A 15170-nucleotide genomic window follows, 5' to 3' on the forward strand; every position below is an offset into this window, starting at 1 on the left:
TCACTCGTTGGGCGTGACCACGACGCGGTCGTGAGTGCGCGGGGTGGAGGCCGCAATCAGACGGTTACTGCAGCAACTGCGCGGCGTGATCCGCGAGATCGAGCAGCGGTTGCGGGAAGATCCCCAGAATAACGGTGATCGCGGCACACAGCGCGATCGCGATCTTGCTCAGGATCCCGGGCGCGACCACCTGTGGGGTGTCGTCGGTCGGTTCGGTGAAGAACATCAGCACGATCACCCGGACATAGAAGTAGGCGGCGACCCCGCTGGCGATCACACCGATGATGACCAATGGCACGGCGCCGCCCTGCGCGGCGGCCTGGAACACCGTCAGCTTGCTGATGAATCCGCTGGTCAACGGGATACCGGCGAAGGCCAACAGGAACATCGAAAGCATCACGCCCACAATGGGAGAACGCTGCCCGAGCCCCGCCCAGTGCGACAGCGTGGCGTCCTCGACGCCGTCGGAGTTGCGAATCAGGCCGACGATGGCGAACGCGCCGACCGTGCTGAAGCTGTAGGCCACCAGGTAGAACAGAGTGGCCGCCAAACCGGCGTGGTTGTCGGCGATCACACCGGTGAGGATGAAACCGACGTGGGCGACCGACGAATAGGCAAGCATGCGTTTGACGTCGGCCTGGTTGACCGCGGTCACGGTACCGACGGCCATGGTCAGGATCGCGATCGCCCACAGCACCGGACGCCATTCCTCGTGCAGCGGCGGCAATGCGACGTAGACGACGCGCAGCAGCGCACCGAAAGCCGCGACCTTGGTGGCCGCCGCCATGAACCCGGTGATCGGTGTGGGTGCACCCTGGTATACGTCGGGAATCCACGAGTGGAACGGCACCGCGCCCACTTTGAACAGCAGGCCGACCGACAACAGCGCGACGCCGACCAATGCCATCGAGCTGTCACCATGGGCCGCAAGCGCATCCCGGATGCCCGGCAGCAACAGCGTTCCGGTCGCACCGTAGATCAGCGCCACCCCGTAGAGGAAGAACGCCGACGAGAAGGCACCGAGCAAGAAGTACTTCATCGCCGCTTCCTGCGACAGCAGCCGGCGGTGACGCGCCAGCCCGCACATCAGATACAGCGGCAGCGACAGCACTTCCAGCGCGACGAACATCGTCAGCAGATCATTGGCCGCCGGGAACACCATCATGCCGCCGACCGACAGCATCAGCAGCGGGAAGAGTTCGGTCTGCGCGGCTCCGGCCCGTTCGGCCTCACGCTCGGCGTCACTTCCGGGGACCGCCGATGCCTGCGGGGTAAAGGCGTCCAATCCCGAAGCCGTCGAAACTCCCGCGGCTACCTTCACCTTGTTGGCTGTCGCGGCGACGTTGGTGCGTTCGGCGATGAAGATGACGGCCAACAGGGCCACCAGCACCACGGTGCCTTGCAGATACAGCGTCGGGCGGTCGATGGCCACCGCGCCCAACACCCCGCTGCGACCGGACGCCGGAAGCGAGCGGCTGACCACGATGTCGGCGGCGAACGCAGCGATCAAACCACCGAGGGCCAGCGTCACCTGGGAGACATAGCGAATGTTGCGGGGCAGGAACGCTTCAGCCAGTACTCCTACCACCGCGATACCGAAGACGATGAGCATCGGGCAGAGCAGGAAGTACTCGACGCTAGGGGTGGGAAGGGTCATCGGTGCGGTCCTTCGGCTGTACGGGGTGCGCTCACGGGCACGCTCGGCGCGGGATCATGCTGACCGATGGTGACCATGGTGTGGTCCACAGCAGGATTGATGATGTCGAGCACCGGCTTGGGATAGACGCCGAGGACGAACAGCAGCGCCATCAACGGTGCGACGACGACGAGCTCGCGCAACCGCAGATCGGTGATTCGTTCGTTGCCTTCGGCCACCGGACCGGTCATCACCCGCTGATAGAGCCACAGCATGTAGATCGCCGCCAGCACCAGGGCGGTCACTCCGAACGTGCCCGCCAGCCAGTACCGGTTGAAAGTGCCTAACAGCACCAGGAATTCGCTGATGAACGGTGCCAGGCCGGGCAGCGAGAGGGTGGCCATGGCCGAGACCATGAAGGTGCCGGCCAGAATCGGCGCCACTTTCTGCACGCCGCCGTAGTCCGCGATCAACCTGCTGCCGCGCCGGGTGACCAGGAATCCGGCGATCAGGAAGACCGCCGCCGTGGACAGGCCGTGGTTGAGCATGTACAGCGTTGAGCCGCTTTGTCCCTGGGTTGTCATCACGAAGATGCCGGCGATGATGAAGCCGAAGTGCGAGATCGAGGTGTAGGCGATCAGGCGCATCATGTCTTTCTGGCCGATCGCGACGATCGCGCCATAGATCACCCCGATGATGGCCAGCGTCACGATCAGCGGGCGGAAATACGTTGACGCATCAGGGAACAGCTGCAGGCAGTAACGCAGCATCCCGAAGGTGCCGACCTTGTCCATTACCGCGGTGATCAAGACCGCGGTCGCCGGCGTGGCCTCGACGCACGCGTCGGGCAGCCAGCGGTGGAACGGCCACAGCGGGGCCTTGACGGCGAAGGCGAACATGAAGCCCAGGAACAGCGCCTTGAACACCGCGGGGTCCACGCCGGCGAAGCGGCCCGAGGAGATGCCGGTCACTATTTCACGGAAGTCGAATGTGCCCGCACCGTGCTGGGCGGTGACCACGTACAGGCCGATCACCGCGGCGAGCATGATCAGACCGCCGAACAGGTTGTACAGCAAGAACTTCACCGCGGCCCGCGATCGCCCGGTTCCCTTGCCGAAGCCGCCGATCAGGAAGTACATCGGGATCAGCATGGCCTCGAAGAACACGTAGAACAGCAGCACGTCTAGCGCGATCACCGAGATCAGCACCATCGACTCGATGGCCAGCGTCAAGGCTACGTAGGCGTGTACGCCCCGGGTGCCCTCGCCACCGTCGTTCCAGCCCGCGACCAGCAGCAGCGGAATCAGGATCGCGGTCAGCAGCACGAGGATGACCGCGATGCCGTCCACGCCGAGGTTGTAGCCGGCGCCGAAGGACGGAATCCAGGGATGCTTTTCCAGGAATTGGTAAGGGGCGCCGCCGGTTTTGAAACTGATCGCGACGACGAGTGCGACCGCCAGCGTCAGGATGCTGACGACCACGCCGGTCCACTTGGCGAGCTGTCGCAGGCCGGGAGGCATCAGGATGATCAGGATGGAACCGGCCAGCGGGACCAGCCACAGCACGCTCAGCCACGGAACGTTAGTCACCACAGTTGCACCGCCAGGATCGCGGCGACCAGCAAGGTGGCGCCGGCCAGCATCGACAGCGCATAGGAGCGCGCGAAGCCGGTTTGCAGCCCCCGCAACCGATTCGAGGTCCGGCTGACCAGCGCGGCCAGCGCGTTGACCGAGCCGTCCACCCCCGCGTCGTCGACTTCGACCAGCGTGTCGGTCAACTGCGCGCCAGGGCGCATGAATACCTCCTCGTTGAAGGCGTCGCCGTAGAGGTCTCTTCGCGCGGCCGTGGTGAGCGCCGACACCTGAACGGGAGCCACTCTGGGGATGTCCGCCCTGCCGTACTTCTGATAAGCCACTGCGATCCCTACCGCGACGACGCCGAGCGCGAGCGTGGTGCTGATCCAGGCCGGAAGGGCGTGCGTGCTTTCCTCGTGCGCGCCGACGACCGGTTCCAGCCAGCGCGGCAGGGTGCCTCCGATGGCGAACAGGCCGCCGGCGAACACCGAGCCGAACGCGAGCAGGATCATCGGCCCAGTCATCAGGGCGGGCGCCTCGTGCGGGTGACTGCCCGGCGCCCAACGCTTTTCGCCGAAGAAGGTCATCAGCATCACCCGAGTCATGTAGAACGCGGTGATGCCTGCGCCCAGCAGCGCCGCCGCGCCCAGCGTGTAACCGCGGAGGTCGCCGGCGCCCAGCGCCGCCTCGATGATGGCGTCCTTGGAGTAGAAGCCTGCGAACGGCGGTACGCCGATGATTGCCAGGTAGCCCAGGCCGAAGGTGATGAAGGTGATGGGCAGGGCGGCGCGCAGCCCGCCGTAGCGGCGCATGTCCTGTTCTTCGTGCATCGCGTGAATGATCGAGCCCGATCCGAGGAACAACCCGGCCTTGAAGAAGCCGTGCGTGAGCAGGTGCATGATCGCGAACGCATATCCGGCGGGACCGAGTCCCGCAGCCAGGACCATGTAACCGATCTGGCTCATCGTCGACGCGGCGAGCGCCCGCTTGATGTCGTCCTTGGCGCAGCCGATGAACGCCCCGAACAGCAGGGTGACGGCGCCGACGATGACCACGCCCAACTGCGCTCCGGGAGCGAGGTTGTAGATCGGGTTGGACCGCACGATCAGGTACACACCGGCGGTCACCATGGTCGCGGCGTGGATCAGCGCGGACACCGGCGTCGGGCCCTCCATCGCGTCACCCAACCAGGCTTGCAGCGGGACCTGCGCGGACTTCGCGCAGGCACCCAGTAACAGCAGCAGCCCCATCCCGGTCAACACGCCCTTGCTGGCGGCGGGCGCACCGGCGAAAACACCGGCGTAGGACAGCGTGCCGAACGTGCTGAACATCATGAACATGCCGACGGCCAGACCGGCGTCGCCGACCCGGTTCATCACGAACGCCTTCTTGGCGGCCGTGGCCGCCGACGGCTTGTGGTACCAGAAACCGATCAGCAGATAGGACGCCAGGCCGACGCCTTCCCAGCCGACGTAGAGCACCAGGTAGTTGTCGGCGACGACCAGCAGCAGCATCGAGGCCAGGAAGAGATTGAGGTAGCCGAAAAACCTTCGGCGGTCCGGGTCTTCGGCCATGTAGGCGACCGAATAGATGTGGATCAGCGATCCCACCCCGGAGATCAGCAGCACGAAACAGATTGAGAGCTGGTCGATCTGCAGTCCGAAGTCGACCTGGAATTGGTCGACCGGGATCCAGGTGAACACCGTCTGGTGGATGGCGCGGTGCTCACTGTCGCGGCCCAGCAATTCCGACAGCAGCGTCGCGCCCCCCCCGAACGCCCCCAGCGCGGCAAGGACGCCCAGCCAATGCCCCCACGCGTCGGTACGTCTGCCACCGAACAGCAGGATTGCGGCACCCGCCAGTGGTAGTGCCACGAGCAACCAGGTCAAGTGTGCGATGTTTGTCACGGCGGCGTTCTTCTACCCTTTGAGTAGGTTCGCGTCGTCGACCGACGCCGATTTGCGGGCACGGAAAATCGTCATGATGATGGCCAGGCCGATGACGACCTCGCACGCGGCCACCACCATCGTGAAGAACGCGATCATCTGCCCGTCCAGATGGCCGTGCATGCGCGCGAAGGTGACGAACGCCAGGTTCACGGCGTTGAGCATCAACTCGACGCACATGAACATCACGATGGCGTTGCGGCGTAACAGCACACCGGCCGCCCCGATCGTAAAGAGCAGTGCCGAAAGGTAAAGGTAGTTAGCCGGATTCACGATGTGCCGCCTTTGATGGCTTGCCGGCGGGGAGTTTCCTTGCCGTCCGCACCCCGGGTTCGCAGCATCTTCGACACCGAATCGTCCGCGTAGGAGCCGTCGGGCAGCAACGCGGCCACGTCCACCGCGTTGTGGCGTGCGTAGACGCCGGGGTTGGGCAGCGGGGTCGGACGGCCACCGGACCGGAACCGTTCTTCCGAGAGTTCGCGCTGGGTCTTGCGGCGTTCGAAACGCTCGCGGTGCGCCAGCACCATCGCCCCGACCGCGGCAGTGATCAGCAGCGCGCTGGTCAGCTCGAAGGCCCACAGGTATCGCGAAAAGATCAGTGCCGCCAGGCCTTCGACGTTGCCGTTGGCATTGGCGGTGGTCAGTCCGACGAAGCCCCCGGTCGTCACCTTGCCGATGGCGGCGACCAGCAGGATGCCGAACCCTACTCCGGTGATGACCGCCGCGACGCGCTGTCCGCGCAGCGTTTCCTTCAGTGATTCCGCGGAGTCCACGCCGATCAGCATCAGCACGAACAGGAACAGCATCATCACCGCACCGGTGTAGACCACGACTTGAACCACACCCAGGAACAGCGCGTCCTGGATCATGTAGAAGATCGCCAGGATGATCATCGTCATCGCGAGGAACATCGCGGAGTACACGGCGTTAGCGGCCGTGACCACCCCGATCGCGCCGATCACGGCCAGAGCGCCCAGCAGCCAGAAGGCCACGGCTTCGCCGGTGGAGGTGCGAACGATGACGTCGCTCGCCAGGTTGGCGGCAAGTATCGTGCTCACCTTGCTTCTCCGACCGCATCTTTGGCGTCGTTCCTCGCCCTCAAGCCATCCGCGGTGACGTTGCCCTGGTAGTAGTCCTTGTCGGTAGCGCCCTCGGTCCGAGGATGCGGCGGCGCGAGCATGTTCTGCAGCAGCGGCGCTAGCAGCCGGTCCTTTTCGTAGATCAGGTCGGCACGGTTGTCGTCGGCCATCTCGTAGTCGTTGGTCATCGTCAGCGCGCGTGTCGGGCAGGCCTCGATGCACAGACCGCAGCCGATGCAGCGCAGATAGTTGATCTGGTAGACCCGGCCGTAACGTTCTCCCGGCGAAAACCGTGCCTCATCGGTGTTGTCGGCGCCCTCGACGTAGATCGCGTCGGCCGGGCAGGCCCAGGCGCACAGCTCGCAGCCGATGCACTTCTCCAGCCCGTCGGCGTACCGGTTGAGTTGGTGACGACCGTGATAGCGCGGGGCGACGGGGCCGGGCTTCTCCGGATACTCCTCGGTGACAGTCTTTTTGAACATCGCTGCGAATGTCACGCCGAATCCGGCCACGGCGTCGAGGAATTTAGCCATGTGCTTTCTCCTTGCTCGCACCGACCGCCGGTGTCAGAACCTTGCCCGGCAGCGGTGGTGTCGGGAATGCCGGGGGCAGCGGTAAGGCGTCGCTGCGCTTGCGCAACTCGCGCGCCAGCGCGCGATTGCCCGGCGTGCTGAATGGCCTGCGCAGCAACAACACCAGCGCCACGGCGAAGACGAGGCTGCTGACCACCAGCAGCGGAGTCCAATGGGCGTAGCCCTCGTTGCGCAGCGTGCGGATGATGCCCGCGATCAGCACCCAGACCAGCGACGCGGGAATGAGCAGTTTCCAGCCCAGTGCCATGAACTGGTCGTAGCGCAGCCGGGGCAGGCTGGCTCGCAGCCACATGTAGATGAACAGGAAGACCCACATCTTTGCGGTGAACCAGAGCACGGGCCACCAGCCTGTGTTGGCGCCGTCCCACATGTTCAGTGGCCACGGCGCATGCCAGCCACCGAAGAACATCAGCGTGGCGAGCGACGAAACCGTCATCATGTTCACGTATTCCGCCAGCATGAACATCGCGAACTTCAGCGACGAGTACTCGGTGTGGAAGCCGGCGACGAGTTCACCCTCGGCCTCGGGCAGATCGAAGGGGGCGCGGTTGGTTTCGCCGACCATCGAGATCAGATAGATGATGAACGACGGCAGCAGCAGAAAGACGTACCAGACGCCGTCCTGCGCCTTGATGATTCCGGACGTCGACATGGTGCCGGCGAATAGGAAGACGGCCGCGAACGACAACCCCATCGACACCTCGTAGGAGATGACCTGCGCGGTGGACCGCACCCCACCCAGCAGCGGGTAAGTCGAGCCGGATGCCCAGCCGCCCAACACGATCCCGTAGACGCCGATCGCCGACAGCCCGAGGATGAACAGCACCGCGGCCGGCATGTCGGTCAGCTGCAATGGGGTGCGGTGACCGAAGATCGACACCTCGGGGCCGAACGGGATGAAGGCGAACGCGGTGAATGCGGGAATCGTCGAGATGACCGGCGCCGCCATGTAGATGAACCAGTCGACCCCGCGCGGGGTGATGCTTTCCTTGAGCGCCAGCTTGATTCCGTCGGCCAGGCTCTGCAGGGCGCCCCACGGGCCCGCCCGGTTGGGGCCGGGCCGCAGCTGCATCCAGCCGAGGATCTTGCGCTCGAGCAGGATTGCCACCAGTACGTTCAGCATCAAGAAGACGAAGATGGCCAGCGCCTTGCCGAGCACCAGCCACCACGTGTCGTGTCCGAAGGCGCTCAACGTGTCCGTCATGAAGCCACTCCGATTCGCACGATGTTGCCGACGGTCACGCCCAGGTCCCGCTGCACCGCCGAGCCCGGCGAGTTCAGCGGTAGCCACACCACCCGGTCGGGCATGTCAGTGATGTTCAGCGGCAGGCTGATTGATCCGCGCGACGTGCTGACCGTAACCGTGTCGCCTTCGGCCGCACCGATCTCGGTCGCGGTGCCGGCTGACAGCCGGACCACGGGTTTGCGCGCCGTACCCGCGAGATACGGTTCGCCGTCTTGGCCGCGGCCATTGTCGAGCATCATCCGCCAGCCGGTGAGTACGGCTTCGCCTTGCCCGGGCTGCGGCGGCTGCGGCGCTGGAACCGTTGCGCCAGTTGCGCGATCGCCCTCCCAGTTGCCCAGCGCCGCGATCTGCTCGCGGGCCGCCTGGACGCCGGTCATGCCGAGGTAAACACCCATTTCGTCGGCCAGCGTGTCCAGGATCTGGTGGTCGGACTGAGTGGCTCGTTGGGTGCTGCCGTGCAGCGCGGGCTCGAAGGGCCGGAAGCGGCCTTCCCAGTTGACGAATGCGCCCGCCTTCTGGGTGGTGGGCGCGACGGGGAACACCACGTCGGCGCGTTCGGTGACCTCACTGTGCCGCAGTTCCAGGCTGACGACGAACTCGGCGGCGTCCAGCGCGGCCAGTACGGCATCCGGATCGGCGAAGTCGGCGGGTTCGATGCCGCCGACCAGCAGCGCGCCCAGGCTTCCGTCCGTCGCGGCGGCCAGAATTCCGTCGGCGTCACGCCCTGGGGCAGAAGGCAATTCGTCGACATTCCATGCCGCGGCCACCTCTGCGCGGGCAGCGTCGTCGGCCACCAGACGACCGCCGGGCAGCAGCCCGGGCAGCGCCCCGGCTTCGAGCGCGCCACGTTCGCCGGCGCGCCGCGGCACCCAGGCCAGTCGGGCCCCGGTGGCATCCGCGAGGCGGGCCGCCGCGGACAATCCGCCCGGCACCGTGGCCAGCCGTTCGCCGACCATGATGACCGCTCCGGGCTTCGACAGCAGCTCACCGACCTCGCCGCCGGCCAGTTCGTCCAGCGTGGATGGTTCGGCGCCCGGCACGGTTTGCAGCAGCCGGCCCGACATCTTCGTCAGGGCACGAGTGGCGAACGGGGCGACCGCGTAAATCGGCACGCCGCGCTTACGGGCGGCCTTGCGCAGCCGTAGGAATACGATCGGCGCCTCGTCCTCGGGCTCGAAGCCGGCCAGCACGACCACCGGCGCCGATTCCAGATCGGAGAAGCTGACCGTGAGCGGGCGACCCGCGATGCGTGCCGAAAGGAACTCCGCCTCTTCGGCCGAGGATGGGCGGGCACGGAAGTCGATGTCGTTGGTGTCCAACACGATTCGCGCGAACTTGGAGTAGGCGTAGGAGTCTTCCCAGGTGCCGCGGCCGCCGACCAGCACACCGGTGCGGCCGCGGGCTGTTTCGAACCCCTGCGTTGCCGCCACGATCGCGTGCGCCCACGAGGCGGGCTGCAGCGTGCCGTCGGCGTCCCGGACCAGGGGAGTGGTGAGCACGTCGGGCTGGGTGTCGTAACGGAACGCCCACCGGCCCTTGTCGCAGTTCCATTCCTCGTTGACCTCGGGGTCGTCACCGGCGAGCCGCCGCAGCACTTTGCCGCGGCGGTGGTCGGTGCGCTCGGCGCAGCCGCCGGCGCAGTGCTCGCACACGCTGGGGCTGGAGACCAGATCGAATGGGCGGGCCCGGAATCGGTAGGCGGTGCCGGTCAGCGCGCCGACCGGGCAGATCTGCACGGTGTTGCCCGAGAAGTAGGAGTCGAACGGCTCGTTCGCGTAGATGCCGACCTGCTGCAGGGCACCGCGCTCCTGCATGTCGATGAACGGATCGCCGGCGATCTGCTCGGAGAACCGCGTGCAGCGCGCACACAGGATGCACCGCTCGCGGTCAAGCAGCACCTGCGAGGAGATGTTGATCGGCTTGGCGAACGTGCGCTTGACGTCTTCGAAACGAGAATCACTGCGGCCGTTGGACATTGCCTGGTTCTGCAGTGGGCATTCGCCACCCTTGTCGCACATCGGGCAGTCCAGCGGGTGGTTGATCAGCAGCAGCTCCATCACACCGTGCTGGGCCTTGTCCGCGGCCTCGGAGGTGAGCTGGGTGCGCACCACCATGTCCTCGGTGCACACGATCGTGCACGACGCCATCGGCTTGCGCTGACCCTCCACCTCGACCATGCACTGCCGGCACGCGCCGACCGGGTCGAGCAGTGGGTGGTCGCAGAATCTGGGAATCTGAATCCCCATCAACTCGGCCGCCCGGATCACCAGAGTTCCCTTGGGAACCGTGATCTCGTTGCCGTCGATGGTCAGCTTGACCATGTCGGGCGGCGTCGTTTCGCCACCGGTCTCGGTTTTGGCCGCGCTAGTCATCAGGGCTGTGTCTCTTTCCGGGTCTCTTTCCGGCCATTCGGCCCTGCCGTCAGCATGGAGTCTCGTGGGTCGAACGGGCAGCCGCCTCCTTCGACGTGGGCGATGTACTCGTCGCGGAAATGCTTGATCGACGACATCACCGGGCTTGCTGCACCATCGCCCAACGCGCAGAACGACTTTCCGAGGATCGCATCGGAGATGTCCAGCAATTTGTCGAGATCCTCGTGGGTGCCCTTGCCCGTCTCGAGTCGTGTGTAGATCTGGTCCAGCCAGAACGTGCCCTCGCGACACGGTGTGCACTTGCCGCACGACTCGTGCTTGTAGAAGTACGTCCAGCGCTGCACCGCGCGCACCACGCACGTGGTCTCGTCGAAGATCTCCAGCGCCTTGGTGCCCAGCATCGAGCCGGCAGCACCCACACCCTCGTAATCCAGTGGCACGTCGAGGTGTTCGTCGGTCAACAGCGGCGTCGACGACCCGCCCGGTGTCCAGAACTTCAGGCGGTGCCCGGCCCGGACCCCGCCGGCGTAGTTGAGCAGTTCGCGCAGCGTGATGCCCAGCGGTGCTTCGTACTGGCCGGGGCGGGTGACATGCCCGGACAGCGAATACAGCGTGAACCCAGGCGATTTCTCGCTGCCCATCGAACGGAACCATTCGACGCCGTTGAGAATGATCGACGGCACGCTGGCGATGGTCTCGACGTTGTTGATCACCGTGGGGCAGCCGTAGAGCCCGGCCACGGCGGGGAACGGCGGGCGCAGCCGGGGCTGCCCGCGCCGGCCCTCCAGACCCTCCAGCAGCGCGGTTTCCTCGCCGCAGATGTAGGCGCCCGCACCGGCGTGCACCACCAGCTCCAGGTCGTAGCCCGAGCCCGCGATGTCGCGGCCCAAAAAGCCTGCGGCGTAAGCCTCGGCGACCGCGTTCTGCAGCCGGCGCAGCACCGGCACCACCTCGCCGCGCACGTAGATGAAGGCGTGACTGGCCCGGATCGCGTAGGAGGCGATGATGGCGCCCTCCACCAGTAGGTGAGGCGTCGCCAGCATCAACGGAATGTCTTTGCAGGTACCGGGTTCGGATTCGTCAGCGTTGACCACCAGGTAGTGCGGCTTGGCGGCCGGGCCGGAGTCGCCCTGCGGGATGAACGACCACTTCGTTCCGGTCGAGAAGCCGGCGCCACCGCGGCCGCGCAGGCCCGAGTCCTTCACGGCCCCAATCACCGCGTCGGGCTCCATCTTCAGGGCCTTCTTCAGCGCCTGGTAGCCGTCGTGGCGCTGGTAGGTCTCCAGCGTGAACGACTTCGGGTCGTCCCAGTAGCGGCTGATGACCGGGGTCAGCGGGGTGGTCATGACGTGCCTCCGGGAGCCGGCGGGGGTTCCATGCCCTTCTCCTTCGCGACCTGCAGCCCGGCCAAAGTGGCCGCGCCCGCACCACCCTGGCCTTCGTCGGGGCGCTCGTCGGGCAGGCCGGCCAAGATCCGTGAGGTCTCGCGGAACTTGCACAGTGCACCGCGGGTGGGAGCTATGGGATTACCGGCTCGCAGCGAGTCGACGAGCTCGCGTGCCGACTCCGGCGTCTGGTTGTCGTAGAACTCCCAGTTGACCATCACCACCGGGGCGAAGTCGCACGCCGCGTTGCATTCGATGTGCTGCAACGTGACCGAGCCGTCGTCGGTGGTCTCGTCGTTGCCGATGCCGAGATGTTCTTTGAGCGCGTCGAATACCGCGTCGCCGCCCATCACCGCACACAGCGTGTTGGTGCAGACGCCCACCAGGTAATCGCCGGTCGGGCCGCGGCGGTACATCGTGTAGAAGCTGCCCACCGCCGACACCTCGGCGCCGGTCAATCCGATTTGCTCGCCGCAGAATTCGAGTCCGGCCGGTGTCAGGTAGGAATCCTCTGCTTGGACCAGATGCAGCAACGGCAACAACGCGGAGCGCTTGTTGGGGTAGCGGCTGATGATCTCCTTGGCGTCGACCTCGAGCCGCGCCCGGACCTCCGGCGAATACGACTGCGGCGCACCCTCAACCACGAATTGGTTGGCTTCTTCGGGCGGCGGCCCCAGCCGGATGAACACGCGCTCGCCCGAGCCGGGGGAGCCTCCCACCGGTGCGCTCATCGGTCGACCCCGCCCATGACCGGGTCGATGCTGGCGACCGCGGTGATCAGGTCGGCGACCATACCGCCCTCGCACATCGCGGCGACCGACTGCAGGTTGGTGAAGGAGGGATCCCGGTAATGCACTCGGTAAGGCCGGGTTCCGCCGTCGCTGACCATGTGCACGCCGAGTTCTCCGCGGGGTGATTCCACCGCGCTGTAGACCTGGCCGGCCGGCACCCGAATGCCCTCGGTGACCAACTTGAAGTGGTGGATCAAGGCTTCCATCGAGCCGCCCATGATCTTGGCGATGTGCTCGGGCGAATTACCCATGCCGTCGGGTCCTACCTTCAGGTCGGCGGGCCAAGCGATCTTGCGATCCTCGACCATGTGAGGTCCCGGCCTCAGCTTGTCCAGGCACTGCTCGACGATCTTGATCGACTCCCACATCTCCTTGACGCGAATCATGTAGCGCCCGTAGGCGTCACACGTGTCGGCGGTGATCACATCAAACTCGTAGTCCTGGTATCCGCAGTAGGGTTCGCTCTTGCGCAGGTCGTGCGGCAACCCGGTGGCACGCAGGATCGGTCCGGTGATGCCCAGGGCCATGCAGCCGGCCAGGTCGAGATAGCCGACGTCCTCGGTGCGCGCTTTCCAGATTGCGTTTTCGTTGAGCAGATCGCCCATTTCGCGCAGCACCTGCTTGAGCCCCTTGAGGCCCTCGACGATGTCGGTTTCGGCGCCCGGCGGCAAGTCCTGCGCGACCCCGCCGGGGCGGATGTAGGCACTGTTCATCCGCAGCCCACTGATCTTTTCGAACAGGGTCAAGACGATCTCGCGTCCCCGGAAGCCAACGAACATCGGCGTCATCGCGCCCAGCTCCATGCCGCCGGTGGCCAACGCGACCAAATGCGAGGAGATGCGGTTGAGCTCCATCATCAGCACGCGGATGACGTTGACCCGCTCCGGTATCTCGTCGGTGATGCCGAGCAGCTTCTCGACACCGAGGCAGTAGGCGGTCTCGTTGAAAAACGGTGACAGATAATCCATCCGCGTCACGAACGTGACACCCTGCGTCCAGTACCGGTATTCGAGGTTCTTCTCGATTCCGGTGTGCAGGTAGCCGATTCCGCAGCGGACCTCGGTGACGGTCTCACCCTCGATCTCGAGAATCAACCGCAACACCCCATGGGTGGACGGGTGCTGAGGTCCCATGTTGACGACGATGCGTTCACCGGGATCCGCGGCACGGGCGGCCTCGACGACCTGCCCCCAGTCCTGTCCGCCGGCGACGACGACAGTTTCGGCGCCACCGTCGTGCGTCGGGTCAGTGATTGTGCTCATTAGTTGTACGCTCTCCGCTCGTCGGGCGGGGGTATCTGTGCTCCCTTGTACTCGACGGGAATACCGCCGAGCGGGTAGTCCTTGCGCTGCGGATGGCCGTGCCAGTCGTCCGGCATCTCGATGCGGGTCAGCGACGGGTGTCCGTCGAAGATGATGCCGAAGAAGTCGTACGTTTCGCGCTCGTGCCAGTCGTTGGTCGGGTAAATGCCATACAGCGACGGGATGTGCGGATCACCATCGGGCGCAGACACTTCCAGCCGGACGCGGCGATTGTGCGTGATCGACTGCAACGGGTAAACGGCATGCAATTCGCGGCCGTTCTCGTGCGGGTAATGCACGCCGTTGACGCCCAGGCACATCTCGAAGCGCAATTCGGGTTCGTCGCGCAGGCGCTGGGCGACGTGGGGCAGCGCCTCGCGGCGCACGTGCAACGTCAGTTCGTTGCGGTCGACGACGACTTTCTCTATCGCGTCGCCGAATTCGACGTCGCCCGCCTTCAGTGCATCGGCCAGCCGGTCGACCACATCGTCGAAATAACCGCCATACGGCCGGGGACTACTGCCCGGAAGCGTGATCTCCCGCACCAGCCGTCCGTAGCCGGAGGTGTCACCCGACCCCGAAATGCCGAACATGCCGCGGCGCACGTTGATCACTTCTTCGCCGGACGAGGGCACCGCGCCGCCCACTTCGCTGGCGGCTACCTTCGGGTCCTGTTCCGGTGAGCTCATCGCAGCAACCCACGCATTTCGATGGTGGGCCGGGCGCCCAGTGCCGCCTGCTCGGCTTCAGCGATGGCCTGCTCCCGGTTCACGCCGAGCGGCATTTCCTGAATCTTCTCGTGCAGCTTGAGAATTGCGTACAAGAGCATCTCCGGGCGGGGCGGGCAGCCGGGGAGATAGATGTCCACCGGAACCACGTGGTCCACGCCCTGAACGATCGCGTAGTTGTTGAACATCCCGCCGGACGACGCGCAGACGCCCATGGCCAGTACCCATTTCGGTTCTGCCATCTGGTCATAGATCTGGCGCAGCACCGGGGCCATCTTCTGGCTCACCCGCCCGGCCACGATCATCAGGTCGGCCTGGCGCGGTGTCGCCGAAAACCGCTCCATCCCAAACCGTGCGATGTCGAACCGTGGTCCGGCCGTTGCCATCATCTCGATCGCGCAGCACGCCAATCCGAACGTTGCCGGCCACAACGAGTTCTTCCGGACGTAGCCGGCGATCTTCTCGACAGTGCCGAGCAGGATGCCGGCGGGTAGCTGTTCTTCCAGGCCCATGAGTTAC

At 65.6% G+C, this 15170-nt stretch carries 13 protein-coding genes; all 13 read right to left on the reverse strand.

What is annotated here, in order from left to right:
• Nucleotides 1-64: 64 nt before the first annotated feature.
• From nuoN to MAAFP003_RS06940, 13 genes are read right to left on the reverse strand one after another with little or no spacing between them, the layout of a single operon-like run.
• The gene (nuoN, locus tag MAAFP003_RS06880; RefSeq protein WP_096285576.1) at nucleotides 65-1657 is read right to left on the reverse strand and encodes an NADH-quinone oxidoreductase subunit NuoN; all 1593 of its coding nucleotides are present in this window, start codon (nucleotides 1655-1657) and stop codon (nucleotides 65-67) included.
• On the reverse strand, nucleotides 1654-3225 hold the full coding sequence (locus MAAFP003_RS06885; RefSeq protein ID WP_165796322.1) for an NADH-quinone oxidoreductase subunit M: 1572 nt from the start codon (nucleotides 3223-3225) through the stop codon (nucleotides 1654-1656). The genes nuoN and MAAFP003_RS06885 overlap by 4 nt, the downstream gene beginning before the upstream one ends.
• Nucleotides 3222-5108 (reverse strand): NADH-quinone oxidoreductase subunit L, encoded by a 1887-nt coding sequence (nuoL, locus tag MAAFP003_RS06890; RefSeq protein WP_096290925.1) that lies wholly within the window; start codon nucleotides 5106-5108, stop codon nucleotides 3222-3224. Before nuoL ends, MAAFP003_RS06885 begins: the two co-directional genes overlap by 4 nt.
• Before the next feature lie 21 nt (nucleotides 5109-5129).
• Nucleotides 5130-5429, reverse strand: coding sequence for an NADH-quinone oxidoreductase subunit NuoK (gene nuoK, locus MAAFP003_RS06895; RefSeq protein WP_008259456.1), 300 nt, complete (start codon nucleotides 5427-5429; stop codon nucleotides 5130-5132).
• Nucleotides 5426-6205 (reverse strand): NADH-quinone oxidoreductase subunit J, encoded by a 780-nt coding sequence (locus MAAFP003_RS06900; protein WP_423790884.1) that lies wholly within the window; start codon nucleotides 6203-6205, stop codon nucleotides 5426-5428. Before MAAFP003_RS06900 ends, nuoK begins: the two co-directional genes overlap by 4 nt.
• A gap of 5 nt (nucleotides 6206-6210) precedes the next feature.
• A complete protein-coding gene (nuoI, locus tag MAAFP003_RS06905; protein WP_096285582.1) occupies nucleotides 6211-6768 on the reverse strand; it encodes an NADH-quinone oxidoreductase subunit NuoI in 558 nt (185 codons plus the stop codon).
• Entirely contained in the window at nucleotides 6761-8020 is a 1260-nt protein-coding gene (gene nuoH, locus MAAFP003_RS06910) for an NADH-quinone oxidoreductase subunit NuoH (RefSeq protein ID WP_165796376.1), read from the reverse strand. Before nuoH ends, nuoI begins: the two co-directional genes overlap by 8 nt.
• A gap of 8 nt (nucleotides 8021-8028) precedes the next feature.
• Nucleotides 8029-10446: an NADH-quinone oxidoreductase subunit G gene (locus tag MAAFP003_RS06915; protein WP_096285586.1), complete on the reverse strand. Its 2418-nt coding sequence runs from the start codon at nucleotides 10444-10446 to the stop codon at nucleotides 8029-8031.
• Nucleotides 10446-11792 (reverse strand): NADH-quinone oxidoreductase subunit NuoF, encoded by a 1347-nt coding sequence (nuoF, locus tag MAAFP003_RS06920; protein ID WP_096285588.1) that lies wholly within the window; start codon nucleotides 11790-11792, stop codon nucleotides 10446-10448. Before nuoF ends, MAAFP003_RS06915 begins: the two co-directional genes overlap by 1 nt.
• On the reverse strand, nucleotides 11789-12562 hold the full coding sequence (gene nuoE / locus MAAFP003_RS06925) for an NADH-quinone oxidoreductase subunit NuoE (protein WP_096285590.1): 774 nt from the start codon (nucleotides 12560-12562) through the stop codon (nucleotides 11789-11791). The genes nuoF and nuoE overlap by 4 nt, the downstream gene beginning before the upstream one ends.
• Nucleotides 12559-13884 carry an NADH dehydrogenase (quinone) subunit D gene (gene nuoD, locus MAAFP003_RS06930; protein WP_096285592.1) on the reverse strand — a complete coding sequence of 442 codons (1326 nt, stop codon included), beginning with the start codon at nucleotides 13882-13884 and terminating at the stop codon, nucleotides 12559-12561. The genes nuoE and nuoD overlap by 4 nt, the downstream gene beginning before the upstream one ends.
• Nucleotides 13884-14612: an NADH-quinone oxidoreductase subunit C gene (locus MAAFP003_RS06935; protein ID WP_096285594.1), complete on the reverse strand. Its 729-nt coding sequence runs from the start codon at nucleotides 14610-14612 to the stop codon at nucleotides 13884-13886. Before MAAFP003_RS06935 ends, nuoD begins: the two co-directional genes overlap by 1 nt.
• Nucleotides 14609-15163, reverse strand: coding sequence for a NuoB/complex I 20 kDa subunit family protein (locus tag MAAFP003_RS06940; protein ID WP_036467525.1), 555 nt, complete (start codon nucleotides 15161-15163; stop codon nucleotides 14609-14611). Before MAAFP003_RS06940 ends, MAAFP003_RS06935 begins: the two co-directional genes overlap by 4 nt.
• Between the last annotated feature and the right edge of the window lie 7 nt (nucleotides 15164-15170).

This window comes from Mycobacterium ahvazicum (genome assembly GCF_900176255.2).
GTDB lineage: Bacteria > Actinomycetota > Actinomycetes > Mycobacteriales > Mycobacteriaceae > Mycobacterium > Mycobacterium ahvazicum.